22 protein-coding genes and 1 riboswitch are annotated in these 18,479 nt (G+C 73.0%); of the genes, 13 read left to right on the forward strand and 9 right to left on the reverse strand.

What is annotated here, in order from left to right:
• Nucleotides 1-55 precede the first annotated feature (55 nt).
• A riboswitch (cobalamin riboswitch) is annotated at nucleotides 56-145 on the reverse strand.
• Between the two features lie 151 nt (nucleotides 146-296).
• Both DEJ50_RS25865 and DEJ50_RS25870 read right to left on the reverse strand, forming a co-directional pair.
• Nucleotides 297-518 (reverse strand): hypothetical protein, encoded by a 222-nt coding sequence (locus DEJ50_RS25865; protein WP_150210500.1) that lies wholly within the window; start codon nucleotides 516-518, stop codon nucleotides 297-299.
• Between the two features lie 22 nt (nucleotides 519-540).
• Nucleotides 541-1,809, reverse strand: a complete 1,269-nt coding sequence (locus DEJ50_RS25870) for an inorganic phosphate transporter (RefSeq protein ID WP_150210501.1) — start codon at nucleotides 1,807-1,809, stop codon at nucleotides 541-543.
• 321 nt (nucleotides 1,810-2,130) lie between these two features.
• On the opposite strand from DEJ50_RS25870, the gene DEJ50_RS25875 reads away from it, so the two are divergent.
• Together DEJ50_RS25875 and DEJ50_RS25880 are read left to right on the forward strand one after the other, a co-directional pair.
• Nucleotides 2,131-3,261, forward strand: coding sequence for an alpha/beta hydrolase family protein (locus DEJ50_RS25875; RefSeq protein WP_150210502.1), 1,131 nt, complete (start codon nucleotides 2,131-2,133; stop codon nucleotides 3,259-3,261).
• 148 nt (nucleotides 3,262-3,409) lie between these two features.
• On the forward strand, nucleotides 3,410-4,918 hold the full coding sequence (locus DEJ50_RS25880; protein WP_411757640.1) for a hypothetical protein: 1,509 nt from the start codon (nucleotides 3,410-3,412) through the stop codon (nucleotides 4,916-4,918).
• An 8-nt stretch (nucleotides 4,919-4,926) separates the two neighbouring features.
• On the opposite strand, the gene DEJ50_RS25885 is transcribed toward DEJ50_RS25880, so the two are convergent.
• Both DEJ50_RS25885 and DEJ50_RS25890 read right to left on the reverse strand, forming a co-directional pair.
• On the reverse strand, nucleotides 4,927-5,325 hold the full coding sequence (locus DEJ50_RS25885) for a VOC family protein (RefSeq protein WP_150210503.1): 399 nt from the start codon (nucleotides 5,323-5,325) through the stop codon (nucleotides 4,927-4,929).
• 60 nt (nucleotides 5,326-5,385) lie between these two features.
• The gene (locus DEJ50_RS25890) at nucleotides 5,386-6,276 is read right to left on the reverse strand and encodes a neutral zinc metallopeptidase (RefSeq protein WP_150210504.1); all 891 of its coding nucleotides are present in this window, start codon (nucleotides 6,274-6,276) and stop codon (nucleotides 5,386-5,388) included.
• 217 nt (nucleotides 6,277-6,493) lie between these two features.
• On the opposite strand from DEJ50_RS25890, the gene DEJ50_RS25895 reads away from it, so the two are divergent.
• The 9 genes from DEJ50_RS25895 to DEJ50_RS25935 all read left to right on the forward strand — a co-directional run bounded on the left by DEJ50_RS25895 (nucleotide 6,494) and on the right by DEJ50_RS25935 (nucleotide 12,799).
• Complete coding sequence (locus DEJ50_RS25895; RefSeq protein ID WP_150210505.1) at nucleotides 6,494-7,276, forward strand: hypothetical protein; 783 nt, start codon at nucleotides 6,494-6,496, stop codon at nucleotides 7,274-7,276.
• Between the two features lie 111 nt (nucleotides 7,277-7,387).
• On the forward strand, nucleotides 7,388-8,986 hold the full coding sequence (locus DEJ50_RS25900) for an ABC-F family ATP-binding cassette domain-containing protein (RefSeq protein WP_150210506.1): 1,599 nt from the start codon (nucleotides 7,388-7,390) through the stop codon (nucleotides 8,984-8,986).
• Nucleotides 8,987-9,341: 355 nt separating this feature from the next.
• Nucleotides 9,342-9,563, forward strand: a complete 222-nt coding sequence (locus tag DEJ50_RS25905; protein ID WP_007263382.1) for a helix-turn-helix domain-containing protein — start codon at nucleotides 9,342-9,344, stop codon at nucleotides 9,561-9,563.
• 121 nt (nucleotides 9,564-9,684) lie between these two features.
• Nucleotides 9,685-10,464 (forward strand): enoyl-CoA hydratase/isomerase family protein, encoded by a 780-nt coding sequence (locus DEJ50_RS25910; protein ID WP_150210507.1) that lies wholly within the window; start codon nucleotides 9,685-9,687, stop codon nucleotides 10,462-10,464.
• 167 nt (nucleotides 10,465-10,631) lie between these two features.
• Complete coding sequence (locus tag DEJ50_RS25915; RefSeq protein ID WP_150210508.1) at nucleotides 10,632-11,090, forward strand: Asp23/Gls24 family envelope stress response protein; 459 nt, start codon at nucleotides 10,632-10,634, stop codon at nucleotides 11,088-11,090.
• A 21-nt stretch (nucleotides 11,091-11,111) separates the two neighbouring features.
• Nucleotides 11,112-11,297, forward strand: coding sequence for a hypothetical protein (locus DEJ50_RS25920; RefSeq protein ID WP_150210509.1), 186 nt, complete (start codon nucleotides 11,112-11,114; stop codon nucleotides 11,295-11,297).
• 3 nt (nucleotides 11,298-11,300) lie between these two features.
• Nucleotides 11,301-11,687: an Asp23/Gls24 family envelope stress response protein gene (locus DEJ50_RS25925; RefSeq protein ID WP_150210510.1), complete on the forward strand. Its 387-nt coding sequence runs from the start codon at nucleotides 11,301-11,303 to the stop codon at nucleotides 11,685-11,687.
• Complete coding sequence (locus DEJ50_RS25930) at nucleotides 11,594-12,238, forward strand: DUF6286 domain-containing protein (protein WP_150210511.1); 645 nt, start codon at nucleotides 11,594-11,596, stop codon at nucleotides 12,236-12,238. Before DEJ50_RS25925 ends, DEJ50_RS25930 begins: the two co-directional genes overlap by 94 nt.
• A gap of 6 nt (nucleotides 12,239-12,244) precedes the next feature.
• Nucleotides 12,245-12,799: an alkaline shock response membrane anchor protein AmaP gene (locus DEJ50_RS25935; RefSeq protein ID WP_150210512.1), complete on the forward strand. Its 555-nt coding sequence runs from the start codon at nucleotides 12,245-12,247 to the stop codon at nucleotides 12,797-12,799.
• Between the two features lie 182 nt (nucleotides 12,800-12,981).
• Here DEJ50_RS25935 and DEJ50_RS25940 read toward each other — a convergent pair whose 3' ends face one another.
• The 5 genes from DEJ50_RS25940 to DEJ50_RS25960 all read right to left on the reverse strand — a co-directional run bounded on the left by DEJ50_RS25940 (nucleotide 12,982) and on the right by DEJ50_RS25960 (nucleotide 16,661).
• Nucleotides 12,982-13,737, reverse strand: a complete 756-nt coding sequence (locus DEJ50_RS25940; protein ID WP_150210513.1) for an SDR family oxidoreductase — start codon at nucleotides 13,735-13,737, stop codon at nucleotides 12,982-12,984.
• Between the two features lie 9 nt (nucleotides 13,738-13,746).
• Nucleotides 13,747-14,553, reverse strand: a complete 807-nt coding sequence (locus DEJ50_RS25945; protein WP_150210514.1) for an SURF1 family protein — start codon at nucleotides 14,551-14,553, stop codon at nucleotides 13,747-13,749.
• Nucleotides 14,554-14,662: 109 nt separating this feature from the next.
• Complete coding sequence (locus tag DEJ50_RS25950; RefSeq protein WP_150210515.1) at nucleotides 14,663-14,896, reverse strand: hypothetical protein; 234 nt, start codon at nucleotides 14,894-14,896, stop codon at nucleotides 14,663-14,665.
• A 64-nt stretch (nucleotides 14,897-14,960) separates the two neighbouring features.
• Nucleotides 14,961-15,938 (reverse strand): DEDDh family exonuclease, encoded by a 978-nt coding sequence (locus DEJ50_RS25955; protein WP_150210516.1) that lies wholly within the window; start codon nucleotides 15,936-15,938, stop codon nucleotides 14,961-14,963.
• A 96-nt stretch (nucleotides 15,939-16,034) separates the two neighbouring features.
• Nucleotides 16,035-16,661 carry a TetR/AcrR family transcriptional regulator gene (locus DEJ50_RS25960; protein ID WP_150210517.1) on the reverse strand — a complete coding sequence of 209 codons (627 nt, stop codon included), beginning with the start codon at nucleotides 16,659-16,661 and terminating at the stop codon, nucleotides 16,035-16,037.
• A 123-nt stretch (nucleotides 16,662-16,784) separates the two neighbouring features.
• On the opposite strand from DEJ50_RS25960, the gene DEJ50_RS25965 reads away from it, so the two are divergent.
• Nucleotides 16,785-17,582, forward strand: coding sequence for an acetoacetate decarboxylase family protein (locus DEJ50_RS25965; protein WP_150210518.1), 798 nt, complete (start codon nucleotides 16,785-16,787; stop codon nucleotides 17,580-17,582).
• A 1-nt stretch (nucleotide 17,583) separates the two neighbouring features.
• On the forward strand, nucleotides 17,584-18,468 hold the full coding sequence (locus DEJ50_RS25970) for an SDR family NAD(P)-dependent oxidoreductase (RefSeq protein WP_150210519.1): 885 nt from the start codon (nucleotides 17,584-17,586) through the stop codon (nucleotides 18,466-18,468).
• Nucleotides 18,469-18,479 lie beyond the last annotated feature (11 nt).

Here is an 18,479-nt window from a genome sequence, read left to right on the forward strand (position 1 = left end):
GGCAGGTATGTCCTCACTCAGGGTCCGCGCCCTGGTTCGACGTGTCCGGCGGCGAGAGTTCCTGGCTCCCGGCGGGCCCGGACGGACGTCCGTGCTCCCCGGTGACAGTGGCGGGACCGCGCCGGATTCGCACCGGACTTCCTCTGCTGCCGCCGTAATGGCTCCGGCAGTCCACCACGCACCGCGATCGCCCGTCAACTTGCCGTTGACCTGCCGAAACGAGAACTCCCCCCGGAGGTGTCCGGGGGGAGTTCTTCGAGTCGGACGACTCAGTCGAGTCAGACGAATCAGGCGACTCAGACGACGATGAGGTAGATCCCGTACGTCACGGCCGCGGCGCAGAGCGCGAAGCAGGCGTAGGCGCCGGTGCGGGCCAGGGTGGCCGCGCCGCCCTGCTCGGTGGCGGCCTCGTGGCGGGAGAGACCCACCATGCCCAGGGTGAACAGGGCCACCAGGGCGACGGTGGCGGAGAGGCTGACTCCGAAGACGGAGCCCAGAGCTGCCCAGTCGATCTTCATACTGCCGAAACCTTCTCTGTCGTCAGACCGCGGCGGCCGGAGCCGTCGGGGCTTCGCCGGGCGCGGGGGCGCTGGGGGCGGGGATGGTGGCCTTCAGGTCTTCGTCGGTGACCGCGGCGGTGGTGCCGGCCGGCGGCACGGTGACGGCGGCCATCGCGGTGGTGACCACGCCGGGCTCCTCGGCCGGGGTGTCCAGCTCGTTGACGTTGTTGTGGTCCACGACCTGGCGGCGCGAGATCAGCCAGATGGCCAGGCAGGAGCCGACGAGGAAGACGGTGACGGCGACGATGCCGATGTCACCGGTGCGCATGACCAGCTCGGCACCGGCCGAGACCAGCGCGGCGGCCGGCAGGGTCAGGCCCCAGGCGATGAACATGCGGGTCGCGGTGGACCAGCGGACCACACCGCCCTTGCGGCCCAGGCCCGCACCCATCACCGCACCGGAGCAGGAGTGGGTGGTGGAGAGCGAGAAGCCGAGGGTGGAGGAGGCCAGGATGACGCTGGCGGCCGAGGTCTGGGCGGCGAAGCCCTGCTGCGGCTGCAGGTCGGTCAGGCCCTTGCCCATGGTGCGGATGATGCGCCAGCCGCCGAGGTAGGTGCCGAGCGCGATGGCCACACCGGCGGAGACGATCACCCAGACGGGCGGGTTGGAGCCGGGGGCGAGCGCCCCGCCGGCGACCAGGGCCAGGGTGATGATGCCCATCGTCTTCTGCGCGTCGTTGGTGCCGTGCGCGAGGGAGACCAGGCCTGCCGAGGCGATCTGGCCGGCCCGGTAGCCCTTGGCCGAGGTCTTCTCGCCGACGTTCTTGCCGACCTTGTACGTGACCTTGGTGGCCAGCATGGCGGCCACACCGGCGACGATCGGCGCGGCGATCGCGGGGATCAGCACCTTGGTGACCACCACGCCGCCGTTGACGGCGCCGATGCCCGCGGAAGCGACCGCGGCACCGATCAGGCCGCCCATCAGGGCGTGGGAGGAGCTGGAGGGGAGTCCGACCAGCCAGGTGAGGAGATTCCAGAGGATGGCGCCGACGAGCGCCGCGAAGATCACCTCTGGCTGGATGCCGTCCTCGTTGACCAGGCCCTTGGAGATCGTCTTGGCGACCTCCACGGACATGAACGCGCCGACGAGGTTGAGCACGGCGGACATGGCCACCGCCGTCTTGGGCTTGAGGGCGCCGGTCGAGATGGTGGTGGCCATCGCGTTGGCTGTGTCGTGGAAACCGTTCGTGAAGTCGAACACGAGAGCGGTGATGATCACGATCCCGAGGAGAAGCGTTATGTGCTCCATTTACCCAGGCTTCTGTTTGGCGTCAGTGGCTCGGCGACCGTAGGCAACCTAGGTGAACGAAAAGTGAACTGAGACGGGCGGTGCGGTGTACCGGCCCGGCCCGGGTTCGGGATCCTCGTCCTGATTCTGCCGTCGATGGACCGATTCGTGCACGTCACACGCGGGTGAACGGAACCTTCCGGTGCGCCGCACCCCGGTTCTGCCCCCGCTTCCGGGTCACCCGGAAGAGACCCAGATCACGTGCGCGGACGTCCTCTTCCCGGCCATTCGGCGGATTCCGTTCCACTGGCCGGGGGCGCCGGATCCGCCGAAACTGGAACGGTGCGCCCCGCAACAGCGACGGCAGCAGCCGTCACCACCCTTCTCGTGGGAGCCGGAGCAGCCGCAGTCGCGGCCGGCCGGTACGCCGCCGATGCGGCCCTGCGGCCCGAACCCGGCCGCCCCCTGCCCGGCGGCCCCCCGCTCGTCGTCCACGGCACCGCCCCCGGCCGGGTCGCGCTCACCCGCTCCCTGGCCTCGCTGCGCCCGGGCACCTACGGACTGGACGCCCCAGGTGTGCACGCCGTGGTCGGCCCCGTCCTGCCGGACGCCCCGCACGCCCCGGACACCGTCGTACGCCGGCTCCTCCGCGTCACCCACGGCCGTCTCGACGCCGGCACCCGGGTCCGCCTCACCCCGCAGATCCACCTCGGCAACCCGCGCACCGCCCTCGGCCTCGACCACGCCGACGTGGACATCCCCGGCGAGCTGGGGGCGCTCCCCGCCTGGTTCGTCCCGGCCGCCCGCCTCACCTGGGTGATCACCGTCCACGGCCTCGGCACCAGCCGGGAGCACCCCATGGTGGTGATGCCCTTCCTGCACGGGCACCGGCTGCCGGTCCTCGACCTCGCCTACCGCGGTGACCTGGGCGCCCCCGAGCCCCCGGACGGCCTCGGCCACCTCGGGGCATCGGAATGGCGCGATCTCGATGCCGCCATCCGCTACGCGCTCCGCTTCGGCGCCCGCCGGGTCATCCTCTACGGCTGGTCCACCGGAGCCGCCATGGCCCTGCACGCCGCCGAACGCTCGGCCCTCTCCGACCGCATCGCCGGCCTGGTCCTGGACTCCCCGGTGCTGGACTGGCACACCACCCTGCGGAATCTGGCAGCCGCCCGCCGGACCCCGGCCGTACTGCTGCCGCTGGCCGTCCGTGCCGCCGAGAGCCGCGCCGGACTCCACAACGGCCACCACAGCCCGGCCGCCGACCCCGCGGACCTGCGGATCCCGGTCCTGATCTTCGCCGGGCCGGACGACGCCCTCGCCCCCTGGGAGCCCGCCCGCCGCTTCGCCGAGAGCCGCCCCGACCTCGTCACCCTGCACGCCGTCCCGGACGCCCCGCACGGGGGAATGTGGAACGTCGACCCGGCCCGCTACGAGGAAGCGCTGCGCCGCTTCCTGACCCCTCTTATGTGAACTGCCGCCGACGTGAGCGCGACGTCCGGGAACACCCGGTCGGGGAACGGGCGTCACGGGTGTGTTGTCCTGGTCTGTACCAGGGCCCACCAGCGGTAACGGCCGGTTCCGTTTGGGCTTTCGGCCAGTGACGGGCGAGACTGATTCCGTGACGTCCCGAAAGCCTGATGAGCAGTTGGCTCGCGACTCCAGACTCCGACTCGTCTCCCCGCGTTCCGTGGCCACCGCCCGCAAGGCGGTGACCAACCGGCGCACCCGGCCCGCCTCGCGCCCGCCGGAGGGAACCCCCGCCGCGCCCGAACTCGCCAACCGGGCCCGGGCGTCGCTCTCCGATGCGGTACGGCTGGCCCGTTGGGCGGAACGCACCCTCGGAACCGCCGACGGATCCCGCCCCGCCCCGGCCGGTGCACTGCCCGCCCCCGACGTCGAACGGGCCTCCGGGGAACTGAGCCTGACGCACGGGCAGGTCCAGGCAGGCTGGGACCGCGCCCGGCTCGCCGGACTCGTCGAGGTGCACGGCGGCAGCGCCCGGCCCGGCTGGCGGCTGCGCGCCTGGGACCGGGACGACACCGCCGTGCTGCGCGGCTGGGTCGCCCTCTTCGACGCCTGGTCGCTGGTCCACCCGGCGCCCGCCGACATCGCCCCCGAGCTGGTCGCCGAGGTCGTCGAGGCGATGCCGCAGGTCCTCTCGCTGCTCCAGCTCTCGGCCGGCCCGGTCACCGTGCCGGCCCTGCTGGACCTGCTGGGCCAGCGCGTCGCCGAACTCCGCGAGGAGCGCTGCGAAGTCCCGTACGCCACCGAGCCCGCCCAGACCGCGGAGGCCGGAACCGGAGCCGGAACCGGCGCCGCCGCTACCGCAGCCGCCGCCTCCGGAGTGACGGCGGCCGTGGCGGAGCCGCCGGCCGCAGCCGGCGGAGCCGAGGCGCGGCGGACCGCACCACTGGCCCGGCTGCTGCGCTGGGCGCTCGGCGGGCTGGCCGCGGTGGACGCCGTCGCCCTCGGGCCCGCCCAGGCCAGCCTCACCCCGCTCGGCAGCTGGGCCGTCTGGGTCAAACTGGAACAGATCTGCGTGGCCGCCCAGAGCCCCGCCGGGAACATCGAGCAGTCCGCCGCCGCCATGCTGCACGGCTGCGCCCGGCTCACCCCCGGCCCGGCCCGCGCCGAGTACCGCGCCTGGCTCGCCGCCCGGCCCGTCGGCCACGCCGTCGGCGAGCTCCTCCAGGCCGCCCGCGGCGAGGACGCCCTGCTCCGCGGCCTCGCCTTCGAGGCGCTCCGGGTGGTCGGCGCCCCCGCCGAGCCCGAAGTCCGCGCCGCCGCCCGCGAGGCAGCCCTGCGCCCCTACGCCCTGCTCTGGCTCGCCGAGCACGACGGCGCGGACCCGGAAGACGCCCAGGACGTGCTCACCGCCGAGGAGCAGACCTGGCTCTGGGTGGACACCGCGGCGGCCATCGCCGACCACGGCGAGGCGGAGCTGCTCGCCCGGCACCTGGACTCGGCCGTCCGCACCACCGTGCCGCGGCTGCTCGACGAGGTCCGCGCGGTCGGCCACCCCCGCACCGTGCAGGTCCTGGTGGCCCTGGCCGCGGCCCACCCCGATCCGTCCCTCGCCAAGGCGGTCCGCCGGGCCGCTTTCCAGGTCCACACCGGGGGAGTGTGATCCTCCGGTCAGACCGTGGGTGCGTAGGTGCCGAAGCTCCAGATGTTGCCCTCCGGGTCCCGGGCCATGTAGTCCCGGGACCCGTAGTCCTGGTCGGTGGGCTCCATCAGGATCTCCACCCCGTGCTCCACGGCCCGCCGATGGTGCCGGTCCACGTCCTCGACCACCACGTACACCCCCGTCGGGCCCGGCTCCGGGCCCATCGCCTGGTCGAACTTGCTGCCGGTACCCCGGCTGCCCAGCATCACCATCCCGTTCCCGTACGACAGTTCCGCGTGCATCACCGTGCCGTCGTCACCCTCGTACACCGCGACCCGGGTGAACCCGAACGCCTCGGTCAGCAGCTTGATCGCCGCCGTGGCGTCCCGGTACGTCAGCGTCGGACTGATGGACGGTGTACCTGCCATGACGATCACTCCCTTGTGTGCGTGTGACCCGGAACACAGTCTGGCAGGCGGCACCGACAGTCAGCGGAAGGTGTTGCACTGGGCCATGTCGCCGGTCCGGAAGCCCTGGTAGAACCACTGCTGCCGCTGCTCCGCCGAGCCGTGGGTGAAGGACTCCGGGATGACCCGCCCCTGGAACTTCTCCTGGATCCGGTCGTCGCCGACCGCCGCCGCCGCGTCCAGCCCGTCCCGGATGTCCTCCTCCGTCAGCGAGGTGATCAGCGGCCGTCCGGTGGACTCGTCCGGGGTGCGGGTCGCGTTCCTCGCCCACACCCCCGCATAGCAGTCGGCCTGCAGCTCCACCTTGACCGCATTGCTGTTCGCGCCCTGCTGCCCTTCCTGGGCCCGCTGCAGCGTCCCGGTCAGGTTCTGGATGTGGTGCCCGTACTCGTGGGCCACCACATACGCCTGGGCGAAGGGGCCGCCGGTCGCGCCGAACTTGGTCCGCAGTTCGTTGAAGAACCCCAGGTCCAGATAGACCTGCCGGTCGGCGGGGCAGTAGAACGGCCCGACCGCCGAGGTCGCCGCGCCACAGGCGGTGTTCACCCGGCCGGTGAAGAACACCGTCGACGCCGGGGTGTACCGGCCGCCCCGCCGGGTGAACTCCTGCCGCCAGAAGTCCTGGGTGCTGTTCACCACCGCCACCAGCCGGCAGTCCTCGCGGGTGTTGGCGTCCCGGCCGGTCCGGCAGGCCTGCTGCACCTGGGCGGCCGAGGAGGAGGTGGCGGCAGGCTCCGGATCGCCGGAGGACAGCCCCAGCTGCTCCGGCCCCACCCCGAACAGCACCGCCATGACCAGCGCGATCAACCCGATGAGACCGCCGCCGATGGTGGCCTTCCCGCCCGGGACCCGGCTGCTGCGCACGTCCTTGACCTCGGAAGTGTCCAGATTGGCGTTCTCGTCGAACTGCATCCCGCACCGCCCTCGATTGCGCGCCGCCACCGGACCGCCCCTGCGGCGAGTATCACCCGCTTCATCCTGATACGCGCCCCCGGGCCACGAGGTACGGCAAGGGCCGAACGGGGGACCCCCACCGGCGGCGCGTGCGACCGCACGGCCGGTGCGGCTACGCTCGGCGCCCGCGCTCCGCCCCCAGGCGGCGGACGGCCGAAGCCCGGAAGGACCCCACATGATCGCCCCGCCGGTCCCGCCCCGAGCCGAGGGCACCGCACCGACGGCCGGGCGATGGCGGCGCTGGGCCCGCGCCCTCGGCCCGCTGCTGGCCGTGAGCCTGCCGGTGCTGGCGATCGTCGTGGCCAACACGGTGGTGAACGGCGGCGAGCGGGCCGCGCCCTACGGGGACCGGCTCACCGCCCACCCCGCCGCCGGCCCGGCCGGCGGCCCCGTCAACGGACCCGTCACCGGCCCCGCCGCCGCTCCCGAGCTGCGCCACGACCGGCAGGCCGTACGCGCCTACGCCCCCGGCACCGGGACCCCGCTGTGGACCTATGCCCGGGCGAACCGGCGCCCGCTCGAGGTACTCGCCGCCCCCGGTCACGCCTTCACCCTCTGGGACGACGGCATGATCACCGACATCGGCCACCCGGCTCGGACCGCCTCCGGCCCGGAGGCCGGCCGGGCGCCCGGCGTCCGCTGGCACCGCACCATGCCCGGCGCCGAGGCGGGCGGCCTGCTCGCCCCCCTCGACCCGGCCGGGCGCACCCTGCTGGTGCTCACCCCCACCCACGCCGTGGCCTACGGAACGGAAGCCGGCGACCTCCGCTGGATCCTGCGCCCCCGCCGCGGCTGCACCTTCCGGCCCGCCGACCGGGTCAGGATCGACGGGGTGGTGCTGATCCCGCAGTCCTGCGCCGACCCCTCGGTCCCCTGGCACCGCGCGCTGCTGGCCGCCGACGAGCACGGCAAGGTCACCCCCGGCAGCCGTCCCCCCGGCAGCCGTCCGGATAAGTAGTTGCGCACCACCGGTAGAATGAACCGCATGGCAAATCTCCTTGCGGACTAGCGGCGTAGAAGCCCCGCGTACCGCCCCTTCCGCCGTCCCCGCCCGCCCTGGAGTATTTCCGTGATCACCGCCACCGGCATCGAGCTGCGCGCCGGCGCCCGCATCCTCATCGAGAGTGCCTCGTTCCGTGTCGCCAAGGGCGACCGCATCGGCCTGGTCGGCCGCAACGGAGCAGGCAAGACTACCCTCACCAAATGCCTGGCCGGCGAGGGCCAGCCCGCGGCCGGAGCCATCACCCGCTCCGGCGAGGTCGGCTACCTCCCGCAGGACCCCCGGACCGGCGACCTGGACGTCCTGGCCCGCGACCGGATCCTGTCCGCCCGCGGCCTGGACACCCTGCTGAAGAAGATGCGCGCCAACGAGGACCGCATCGCCAACGGCTCCGGCGCCACCCGCGACAAGGCCCTCAAGCAGTACGAGCGCCAGGAGACCGAGTTCCTCACCAAGGGCGGGTACGCCGCCGAGGCGGAGGCCGCCACCATCGCCGCCGCCCTCGGCCTGCCCGACCGGGTCCTCGGCCAGCCGCTGCACACCCTCTCCGGCGGTCAGCGCCGCCGCGTCGAGCTCTCCCGGATCCTCTTCTCGGACGCCGACACCCTGCTCCTCGACGAGCCGACGAACCACCTCGACGCCGACTCGATCGTCTGGCTGCGCGACTACCTCAAGACCTACCGCGGCGGGTTCATCGTGATCTCCCACGATGTCGACCTGGTCGAGACCGTGGTCAACAAGGTCTTCTACCTGGACGCCAACCGCTCGGTCATCGACGTCTACAACATGGGCTGGAAGCTCTACCAGCAGCAGCGCGAGGCCGACGAGAAGCGCCGCAAGCGCGAGCGTCAGAACGCCGAGAAGAAGGCCGCGGCCCTGAACTCGCAGGCCGACAAGATGCGAGCGAAGGCCACCAAGACCGTCGCCGCCCAGAACATGGCCAAGCGCGCCGAGCGGCTGCTCTCCGGCCTGGAGGCCGTCCGCGTCTCCGACAAGGTCGCCAAGCTCCGCTTCCCGGAGCCCGCCCCCTGCGGCAAGACCCCGCTCACCGCCGAGGGCCTGTCCAAGTCGTACGGCTCGCTGGAGATCTTCACCGACGTCGACCTGGCCATCGACAAGGGCTCCCGGGTGGTCATCCTCGGCCTCAACGGCGCCGGCAAGACCACCCTGCTGCGGCTGCTGGCGGGCGCCGAGAAGCCGGACACCGGCGAGGTCACCCCCGGCCACGGCCTCAAGCTCGGCTACTACGCCCAGGAGCACGAGACCCTGGACCCGGAGCGCACGGTCCTGGAGAACATGCGCTCCGCCGCCCCGGACCTGGACCTGGTCGACGTCCGCAAGACCCTCGGCTCGTTCCTGTTCTCCGGCGACGACGTGGACAAGCCGGCGGGGGTGCTCTCCGGCGGCGAGAAGACCCGGCTGGCCCTGGCCACCCTGGTCGTCTCCTCGGCGAACGTCCTGCTGCTCGACGAGCCCACCAACAACCTCGACCCGGCCAGCCGCGAGGAGATCCTCGGCGCGCTGCGCACCTACAAGGGCGCCGTCATCCTCGTCACGCACGACGAGGGCGCGGTCGAGGCGCTGGAGCCGGAGCGGATCATTCTGCTCCCGGACGGGGTCGAGGACCTGTGGGGTCCCGACTACCGGGACCTGGTCGCTCTTGCCTGACGCGTGATCCCGGCCCGTTGATCCAATTCCTTCTGGATCATTCGGCTCACCGCTGATCCATCATCTGAGTGAGACGGTCTCGTACCCTCGCTCGCCGTTCCACGACCCCGGTCGCGTACCCCCAGGTGCCCGGCCGGGGTCGGCTGCATTCCGGCTTGAGGTCCTGACCTGGAGATTTATTCCGGCTCAGCCGGAATGTGATGGAGGTCATGCAGCGGAAGAGGAGATTCCGTTCTGCGCCTGTGTCCACTCACCGGGAAATGCGGTTGCCCGGACCTTGCTGAATGGGTGGCCAGGAAGCCCGGGAGGGGTGATCATGAGAAGTCCAGAGCGCACTTCCCATGAGGAGGCACGGGTGGCCGAGACTCTGAAGAAGGGCAGCCGGGTGACCGGCGCCGCGCGCGACAAGCTCGCGGCAGACCTGAAGAAAAAGTACGACTCCGGTGCGAGTATCCGGGCGCTGGCCGAGGAGACCGGCCGGTCCTACGGGTTCGTCCACCGGATGCTCAGCGAGTCCGGAGTCACACTGCGTGGCCGCGGTGGCGCGACGCGCGGCAAGAAGGCGGCTGCGGCCTGATCCAGGGCTGTCGCCGACGTTCGCACACTGGTGACCCCCGGTCGGCCGCAGGGTCGGCTGGGTGGTTACTGTGCAGTCACTTAGTGGACGCTGCACGGTACCCACCCACCCGGAGGCCCAGATGGATCTGCTCGACAAGGACGGCGTACGGCTCACCGTCGACGGCGCAACCGCCACGGTGACACTGACCAATCCGGCCAAGCGAAACGCTCAATCTCCCGCGCTCTGGCGGGCGTTGGCCGAGGCGGGTCAGTCACTGCCGGGCACCGTCCGGATCGTGGTGCTCAGCGGCGAGGGCAAGTCCTTCTCCGCCGGCCTCGACCGGCAGGCGTTCACTCCCGAAGGCTTCGAGGGAGAACCGTCCTTCCTTGACCTGGCGCGCGGCTCCGACCAGAAGCTGGACGCCACCATCGCCGAGTACCAGGAAGCCTTCACCTGGTGGCGGCGGAACGACATCATCACCATCGCGGCCGTGCAGGGCCATGCCATCGGCGCGGGGTTCCAGCTCGCCCTCGCCTGTGACCTGCGCGTGGTCGCGGAGGACGTGCAGTTCGCCATGCGCGAGACCAGCCTCGGCCTGGTTCCGGACCTCGGCGGCACCCAGCCGCTGACCGCCCTGGTCGGGTACGCCCGTGCCCTGGAGATCTGCGCCACCGGCCGCTTCGTGCACGCGGAGGAGGCCGAACGCATCGGCCTGGCGAACCTGGTGGTTCCCGTGGCCGAACTCGAACCTGCCGTACGGGACCTGGGCGCGGCACTGCTCGCTGCCCCGCGGGACGCCGTGATCGAGACCAAGGCCCTGCTCCGGGGCGCCGTCGGCCGTACCTACGACGAGCAGCGCACGGCCGAGCGCGCGGCCCAGGCCCGCAGGCTGCGGGACCTCGCGGGACTCTCGGACTGACCGGCTGACCGGCTGACCGGCTGACCGGCTGACCGGCTGACCGGCTGACCGGGCGGGGCCGCGGCCCCGCACCCCGGTTCCGCCCGTCCGGCCGTTTCCTCTCGGCGCGTACCGCCCTGCGCACGTACCGTGGTCGCAGAGCCCAGTCGGGTGCGAAGGGAGCCGAGATGACCGAAACCGCGTCAGCGGGGCCGGGCGGTCCGGACCGGGACCCGGCCGGGCGGGGCCGGACCACCATCGCCGACGGGGTGGTCGAGAAGATCGCCGGACTGGCCGCCCGCGAGGTCCCCGGCGTGCACGCCCTGGGCGGTGGCTCCCGCGGCCACGGCCCGGCCCGCGACCGGGCCCCCGGCGGGTCGAAACCCGCCTCCCGGGGGGTCAAGGCAGAGGTCGGCGAGGTCCAGACCGCCCTCGACCTGGACCTCGTCGTGGACTACGGGGTGCCCATCCGGGAGGTGGCCCGGGCGGTCCGGGAGAACGTCATCGCATCGGTGGAACGGATGACCGGACTGGAGGTCGTCGAGGTCAACATCGCGGTCACCGACGTCAAACTCCCCGATGACGACGCGGACGAGGACGGCGACGCATACGAGCCGGGCAGGGCGCCGGAGACCCGGCTCCGCTGACCCCGTGGCGAGGAGTCCCGCATGAGCATGGCGGTGGTCGGCCTGCTGGCCGGCATGGCACTCGGATTCGCCGGGTACTTCGGCGGCTTCGGCGCGTTCCTGCTGGTGGCCGCGCTCGGCGCGATCGGCTTCGTGGCCGGCCGGATCGTCGACGGAGACCTGGAACTCGGAGATTTCTTCCGCCCGCGCGACGACCGGCGGGGTTGAGCGGTGACCGCGCCACGGCCGCAGCCGGCCCGGTCCGCCCCGGCCCGCATCCCCGCCGCCGACCGGGGTGCCACCCGGATCGCCGACCGGGTCATCGCCAGGATCGCGGCCCGGGCGGCCCGCGAGGCCCTGGGCCCCGCAGCCCGGCCGGCCGGTCCCGCGGGGGCACCCCATGCGACGGTCACCGTGCACCACGACATCGCCCGGGTCCGGATCGGCCTGGAACTCGGCTACCCCGCCGACATCGCCGCACTGTGCGCCGCCGTACGCCGCCATGTCGCCGAACGGATCGAGGAGTGCACGGAGATGGCCGTCCCGGAGGTGGACATCGACGTCGAGCGGCTGCACCCGGTACGGGCCCGGCCCACCGGGCGGGGCCGGGTCCGGTGACCGCCGCCCACCGAGACCGGCCGCGGTCGGCGCGCCGGCTCCCCGCCGCCCTGGCCGCGCTGGTGCTGCTGACCGCCTCCGGGGTCCTGCTGTACGACCTGGTGGCGGTCCGGGCGGACCGGCCGGCCATGCAGTGGCGGCGCGAACTCGGAGGACTGCTCGACCGGCACACCCTGGAGGAGGCGATCGTGCTGCTGGGCGGCGCCGTGGCCGTCCTGGCCGGACTGTGGCTGCTGCTGCTCGCGTTCACCCCGGGACTGCGGGGCGTCCTGCCGATGCGCGCGACGGACCCGGGGGCCCGGGCCGGTCTGGGCCGCAGGGCGGCCGGGCTGGTGCTGCGGGACCGGGCGATGGAGGTGCCAGGGGTCCGGACGGTCCGGGTCCGGATGGGCCGGACCCGGGTGGCGGTCCGGGCCGGCTCGCACTTCCGCGAACTGGACGAGGTACGGGCCGACCTGGAGCAGGTACTCGCCGTCGGCATCGCGGAACTCGGCCTGGCGCAGGAGCCGGAGCTGCACGTGCGGGTGAGCCGGCCCGACCGGAAGGGGTGAGCGCACATGCTCGGGACGGTCAACCGGGTCCTGCTGGCGGCGGCCGGGCTGGTCCTGACGGCGGCCGGCACGGCCGTGCTCACCGCGTCCTGGCCGTTCGCCGGCCGGCACGCACCCCTGCTGAGCGCGGCCCGGCGGCGCCACTGGCAGCTCGAAGGGTGGGCGTGGTGGGTGCTGGTGGCGGGGCTGGGGCTGGTGGTGCTGCTGGCCCTGTGCTGGCTGCTGGCGCAGGTGCGGCGGGCACGGCCGGCGGTGGTGCTGGTGGACACCGGGGACGGGGCGTTCGCCGCGTTGCGCGGGCGGGCGCTGGAGGAGGCGGTGGCCGCGGAGTGCGATGCCCTGGACGGCGTCGCCCGCAGCCGGGTCACCCTGGCGGGCCGGCGGGGCGGGCCGGCCCTGCGGGTGGCGCTGCGGCTGGAGCCGTACGCCGTGCCGGCGGACGTCCTGGCCGGGCTGGAGGGCCCGGTCCTGGCCCACGCCCGTACGGCGGCGGCGCTCCCCCGACTCCCCCTGGAAGCCCGCCTCCGCATCACGGACCAGGGCCCCCGCCGCGTCGCCTAGTGCTGTGACCGGAAAGGTTTGCCGGTGGGCCCGCGGCGTCCGGTGCGGTGCATCGCAAGGCGGAGGGCCACGGCTCGTACTGGACGTACTTGCGTGGCCCGACAACGCGGCGAGGTGCCGTGCCGGGCGCCGCGGGCCGGTGAACCTTTCCGGTCACAGCACTAGGGCCGGTACACCGTCGGCTAGAAGCCGTGGCGGGCGCCGCCGTCGACCGGGAGCATGATGCCGGTCAGGTACGAGGCCGCGGGGGAGAGGACGAACGCCGCCGTCCGGCCGAACTCCTCCGGAGTCCCGTACCGGCGCAGCGGAATCCGCCCCTCGTTGGCGGCGCGAGCCGCCTCCGCGTCGCCGGACAGTGCGTCCAGCTCCCGCACCCGGTCCGTGTCGATCCGCGCCGGCAGCAGGCCCAGCACCCGGATGCCGCGCGGACCCAGCTCGTCCGAGAGGGACTTCGCGAAACCGGCCAGCCCCGGCCGCAGGCCGTTGGAGATGGTCAGGCCGGGGATCGGCTCGTGCACCGAGCCCGACAGCACGAAGCCGATGACCCCGCCCTCGCCCAGCTCGGCCGAGGCGGCCCGGGCCAGCCGGACCGCTCCCAGGAAGACGGACTCGAACGAGGCCGTCCACTGCTCGTCGGTGTTGTCCGCGACGAAGCCCGGCGCCGGGCCCCCGACGCTCACGAGGATCCCGTCGAACCGGCCGAACCGCTCGCGGGCCGTGGCGATCAGCCGTCCGGCGGCAGCCGGGTCGGAGTTGTCGGCGGCCACCCCGACCGCGTTCGGGCCGAGTGCCTTCGCGGCCTCCGCCGCGCGCCCCTCGTCCCGTCCGGTCAGCACCACCTTCGCGCCGTCGGCGGTCAGTTCCCGGGCGGTGGCGTACCCCAGCCCGCGGGTTGCCCCGGTGACGACGTAGACACGGTCCTTCAGTCCAAGATCCATGGCTACACGCTACGCGGTGGCCGGCTCCGGTTCCCCGGCGGCCGAGGCCCCGGAGCCCGGGGCGACCGCCGCCTCGCGGTCCCGCTTCTCCCGGCGCACCAGGACCACCCAGCCCACCGGGACCCCGAAGGCGAACATCCACCACTGCACGGCGTACGCCATGTGCGCGCCGATCGAGTCGTGGTCGGGGGTGCCCACCGGCTCCGGGCCCTCGGGGCCGGCCGGGGCCGGCCCGGCCAGCTCGATGTACCCGCCGAGCACCGGCTTCTTGAGGGTCTCCGCCTGCTGCGCGCTGTTGATCAGCATGACCTGGCGGTCCGGCAGGCCCTTGCGGTCCTTGATCCCGCTGCTGCCGCTGGTCTCGTCCGCCTTGAGCCGTCCCTGGACGGTGACCTCCCCGGCCGGGGCGGCCGGCACCGGCGGGTAGGCGCGCGGGTCGCCGCCGCCGGGCACCCAGCCCCGGTTGACCAGGACCGCCCGGCCGTCCGGGAGCACCAGCGGGGTCAGTACGTGGAAGCCGACCTTGTCGTCGTTGGAGGTCCGCATCCGGACCACGACCTCGTGCGCGGTGTCGTACACGCCGGTGGCGGTCACCGACCGCCAGTAGTCGGCGCGCGGGACCAGGTGGCCCGGGGAGGTGAGCTCGGTGACCGGCTTCGGCGGGGCCGTCAGGTTGGCCTCGATCAGTGCGTTCTGGGCGACCCGGCGCTCATGGCGGTGGTACTGCCAGAACCCCAGCTTGACCATCGCGGGGATGAGGACGAGGGCGACGAGGGTGAGGCACACCCACTGCCGGGTCAGCACAAAGCGGTACACCCCCCTGACGGTACCCGGCGCGCGACGGGCCCCGGCGGGCGGGTGCGCCTGCCGGGGCCCGCACGGGCCGCGGGTCGGGCCGCGGGTCGGGATGGGGGTGGGGCCGGGGTCAGACGCGGTCGACGATGCCCACCTTCCCCTCCGCGCGGGCGCAGTGCGCTCCGCAGAACCACTGCCCCTCGACCTCGACGCCCTGCCCGATGATCTGCACCCGGCAGTGTTCGCAGATGGGCGCCATGCGGTGAATGGCGCAGGAGAAGCAGTCGAAGACGTGCACCGCGCCCTGCGCGTGCACCTCGAAGGACATGCCGTAATCGTTTCCGCAGACCTCACAACGTGCCATGCGCCACAGGGTGGGACCGGACGGCCCGGCCGGGCGAGCGGGTGCCGGGCGAGTCGCCCGAGGCTCACCCGTCTGCCGGAGCCACGTCCCGCAGCAGCTGGGTGAAGGCGGCCTCGTCCACGATCGGGGTGCCGTACGCCTTCGCCTTGACGGTCTTGGAGGTGGCGGAGTCCGGGTCGTTGGTCACCAGCAGGCTGGTGAGCCGGGACACGCTGGTCGCGATGTGCAGACCGGCCTCCACGGCCCGGTCCTCCAGCAGGTCCCGCTCCACCGAGGTGTCCCCGGAGAAGGCGATCCGCATGCCCTGCTTGAGCGGTCGGCCGTCCTCGAACCGGCCGGGGTTCGGGTGCGGGCAGGCCGGCCGCTTCCGGGAGGGCCGCCAGCTGTTGCGCGCCGCCCCGTATCCGGCCTGGTAGCCGATCCGGGGGGTGGCGGGGGAGTCCGTCCACTCGGTCAGCGGGCGGCATTCGAGCAGGGGCAGCCGGACACCGTCCCGGGCGGCGGTGTGCAGCGACGGACGGAAGGCCTCCGCCAGCACCCGGGCGTCGTCGAGTGCGTGGTGGGCACGCTGCTGTACCACGCCGAAGTGTGCGGCCAGGGACTCCAGCTTGTGGTTGGGCAGCGGCAGGTTCAGTTCCTTCGACAGGGCGATGGTGCACAGCCGTTGCCGGACCGGGGCCGCGCCCTCGGCCCGCGCGTACTCGCGGGCGATCATCGACCAGTCGAACATGGCGTTGTGCGCGACCAGCACCCGGTCCGCGAGCCGGTCCGCGAACTCCTCGGCGATGTCCCGGAACAGCGGGGCACCGGCCAGGACCTCACTGGTCAGGCCGTGGATCCAGACCGGGCCGGGGTCGCGCTGCGGATTGACCAGGGTGTACCAGTGGTCCTCCACATTGCCCTGGGCGTCGAGCCGGTAGACGGCCGCCGACACTATCCGGTCCTCGCGCGCGAGCCCGGTGGTCTCCACGTCGACGACCGCGTACCCCTGGGGATAGGCGGCCGGCCACGTCGTGTCTGCGGTCGTTCGGTCGTCGAGCATGGTCACAGAGGATACGGGCCCGGACTGACACCGGGGGACCGAAGGGGCGGACAGCCGGCCGTCAGCCGGCCGTCGGGCAGGTCGTCGGGCAGGTCGTCAGCCGGTCTTCAGCAGCGCCGTCACCAGGGCGCGTACGGAGAGCAGGAAGAGCTTCTCCGGATCGGCCGGGCGGGCCAGGGCGCGGGACAGGGCCGGGTCGTCGGGGGCGGAGCCGGGGGGAGGGTCCCAGAGTTCGCCCTCAGCCGGGGACTGTGCGGGGGAGCGCTCGCGGCTCCGCTCGACCAGGACGAACCCGACGATCTGGAACTGGACCGCCCGGACCGCGTCCGCGGCCCGCGCCCCGCGCAGTCCGGCCGCGTGCACCTCGTGCACCAGGGCCTGCTGGGCGGGCAGGAACATCCGCTCGGTGAGCCCGCGTTCGTGGACCATCGCGATCAGGTGCGGACGTTCGCGGAGCTCTCGGCGCAGGCCCCGGGCCACCGACACGATCCGGTCGACGGGGGTGCGGCCGGCGGGGCGGATCACGCCCATCTCGGTGACGGTCCGTTCCACCAGGGCGTCGAGCAGGGACTCGCGGTTGCCCACGTGCCAGTAGATGGAGGTGACGGCGGTGCCCAGCTCGGCGGCCAGCTTGCGCATGGTGAGGGCGGCCGGGCCGTGCTGTTTGACCAGGGACGTGGCCGTCTCCAGCACCTCCTCACGGGTCAGCGAGCTCCTCGTCATCGGTTCGCCGCCAATCTGTCGGAACGTCAGTTCTGGTGAGTGCAGGGGTCTTTACCCTTCATCGGCAGCGGTGTAACTGTGTTACAGAACCGACTCCGCCCGAGACGAGGGATGGTGCGAGACATGGCACGCGTACGGTACGGAGCGCGCACCGAGGCCGAGATCGCCGCTTCGCGCGAGAAGAGTTCCAAGCTCCCCGACATCTGGTCCACCGGTGTGGTCGCCGTCTGGGAGAGCGACCCGGACGTGGTGGCGGCGGTCCTGCCCCCGCCGCTGAAGCCGGCCGAACGGCCCCTCGTACGGGCCAACATCAGCAAGGTCGACCTGCCCGGCTACCCGCTCGGCGCCGGCTCGGTGGCCGTCGCCGCCCGGCACGGCGGGGTCGAGGGCTGGTACCCGCTGGTCATGCCGATGACCCACGAGCGGGCCCTGACCGGGGGCCGCGAGGTCTTCGGCGAACCCAAGAAGCTGGGCGAGGTCTCCGTCGAGCGCGACGGACTGGTGGTCCACGCCTCCCTCGCCCGGCACGGCATCGCCTTCGTCGAGGTGCGCGGGGCCGTGGACCGCGAGCTGCCGCTGCCCGGACCCACCCAGAAGACGGACTTCTACTTCAAGTTCCTTCCCGCGGTGGACGGTTCGGGCTTCGATTCCGACCCGGTGCTCGTCCACTGCACCCGCAACGAGAAGGTCCGCAGGCTGGAGCACGTCACCGGCGACATCGTGCTCCGGGAGTCCATGTTCGACCCCGTGGCCGACCTGCCGGTCCGCCGGATCGTCGAGATCACCATCGGGGAGAAGACCACCGACCAGAAGGGCCGGGTCGTCGAGCGGGTCAGCGCCCAGGCCCTGCTCCCGTACATCCACCAGCGCTACGACGACCCGATGCAGATCCTGGACGGGCCGCCCGAGGGGAGCGTGTGACATGGAGCTCGCACCCGGACAGGTGGCGGTGGTCACCGGCGCCGCGAGCGGCATCGGCCTCGCGATGGCCCGCCGCTTCGCCGCCGAGGGCCTCAGGGTCGTCCTCGCCGACGTGGCGGAGGGCGCCCTCGCCAAGGCCGCCCAGGAGCTGACCGCCGACGGCGCCGAGGTCCTCGCCCGCACCGTGGACGTCAGCGACCGCGACTCCGTCCTCGCCCTCGCCGAGGCCGCGTACGAGGCCTTCGGCGCGGTCCACGTGCTGTGCAACAACGCGGGCGTCGGATCGGGCGCCGAGGGCCGGATGTGGGAGCACGAGCCCAACGACTGGAAATGGGCCTTCTCCGTCAACGTGTGGGGCGTCTTCCACGGCATCCAGGCCTTCGTTCCCCGCATGATCGCCGGCGCGCAGCCCGGCCATGTGGTCAACACCTCCTCCGGCGACGGCGGTATCGCCCCGCTGCCCACCGCCTCCGTGTACGCGGTCACCAAGGCCGCCGTGGTCACCATGACCGAGTCGCTGTACGCCCACCTCAAGGCGGAGGGCGCGGCCGTCGGCGCCTCGGTCCTCTTCCCCGGCCCGCACATGCTGCGCACCGGCCTGTGGGAGTCGCACCGCAACCGGCCCGAGCGGTACGCCAAGCAGCGCCCGCGCAAGACCCCGTACCGCACGCTCGACCAGTACGAGGCGGCCATGAAGAAGGCCGGCCACGAGGTGGACTTCACCCCGGTCGAGGAGGTCGCCGAGCACGTGGTGGCCGGCATCCGCGCGGACCGCTTCTGGATGCTGCCGGCCAGCGAGCACAGCGACCGCCAGATCAGGGCCCGGTCGCAGTCCATGCTCGACCGCGCCAACCCCGCCTACCTGGAGAGCTTCATCCTCGACTGAGGAGTGAGGAG

It is taken from the genome of Streptomyces venezuelae, from assembly GCF_008642295.1.
GTDB lineage: Bacteria > Actinomycetota > Actinomycetes > Streptomycetales > Streptomycetaceae > Streptomyces > Streptomyces venezuelae_C.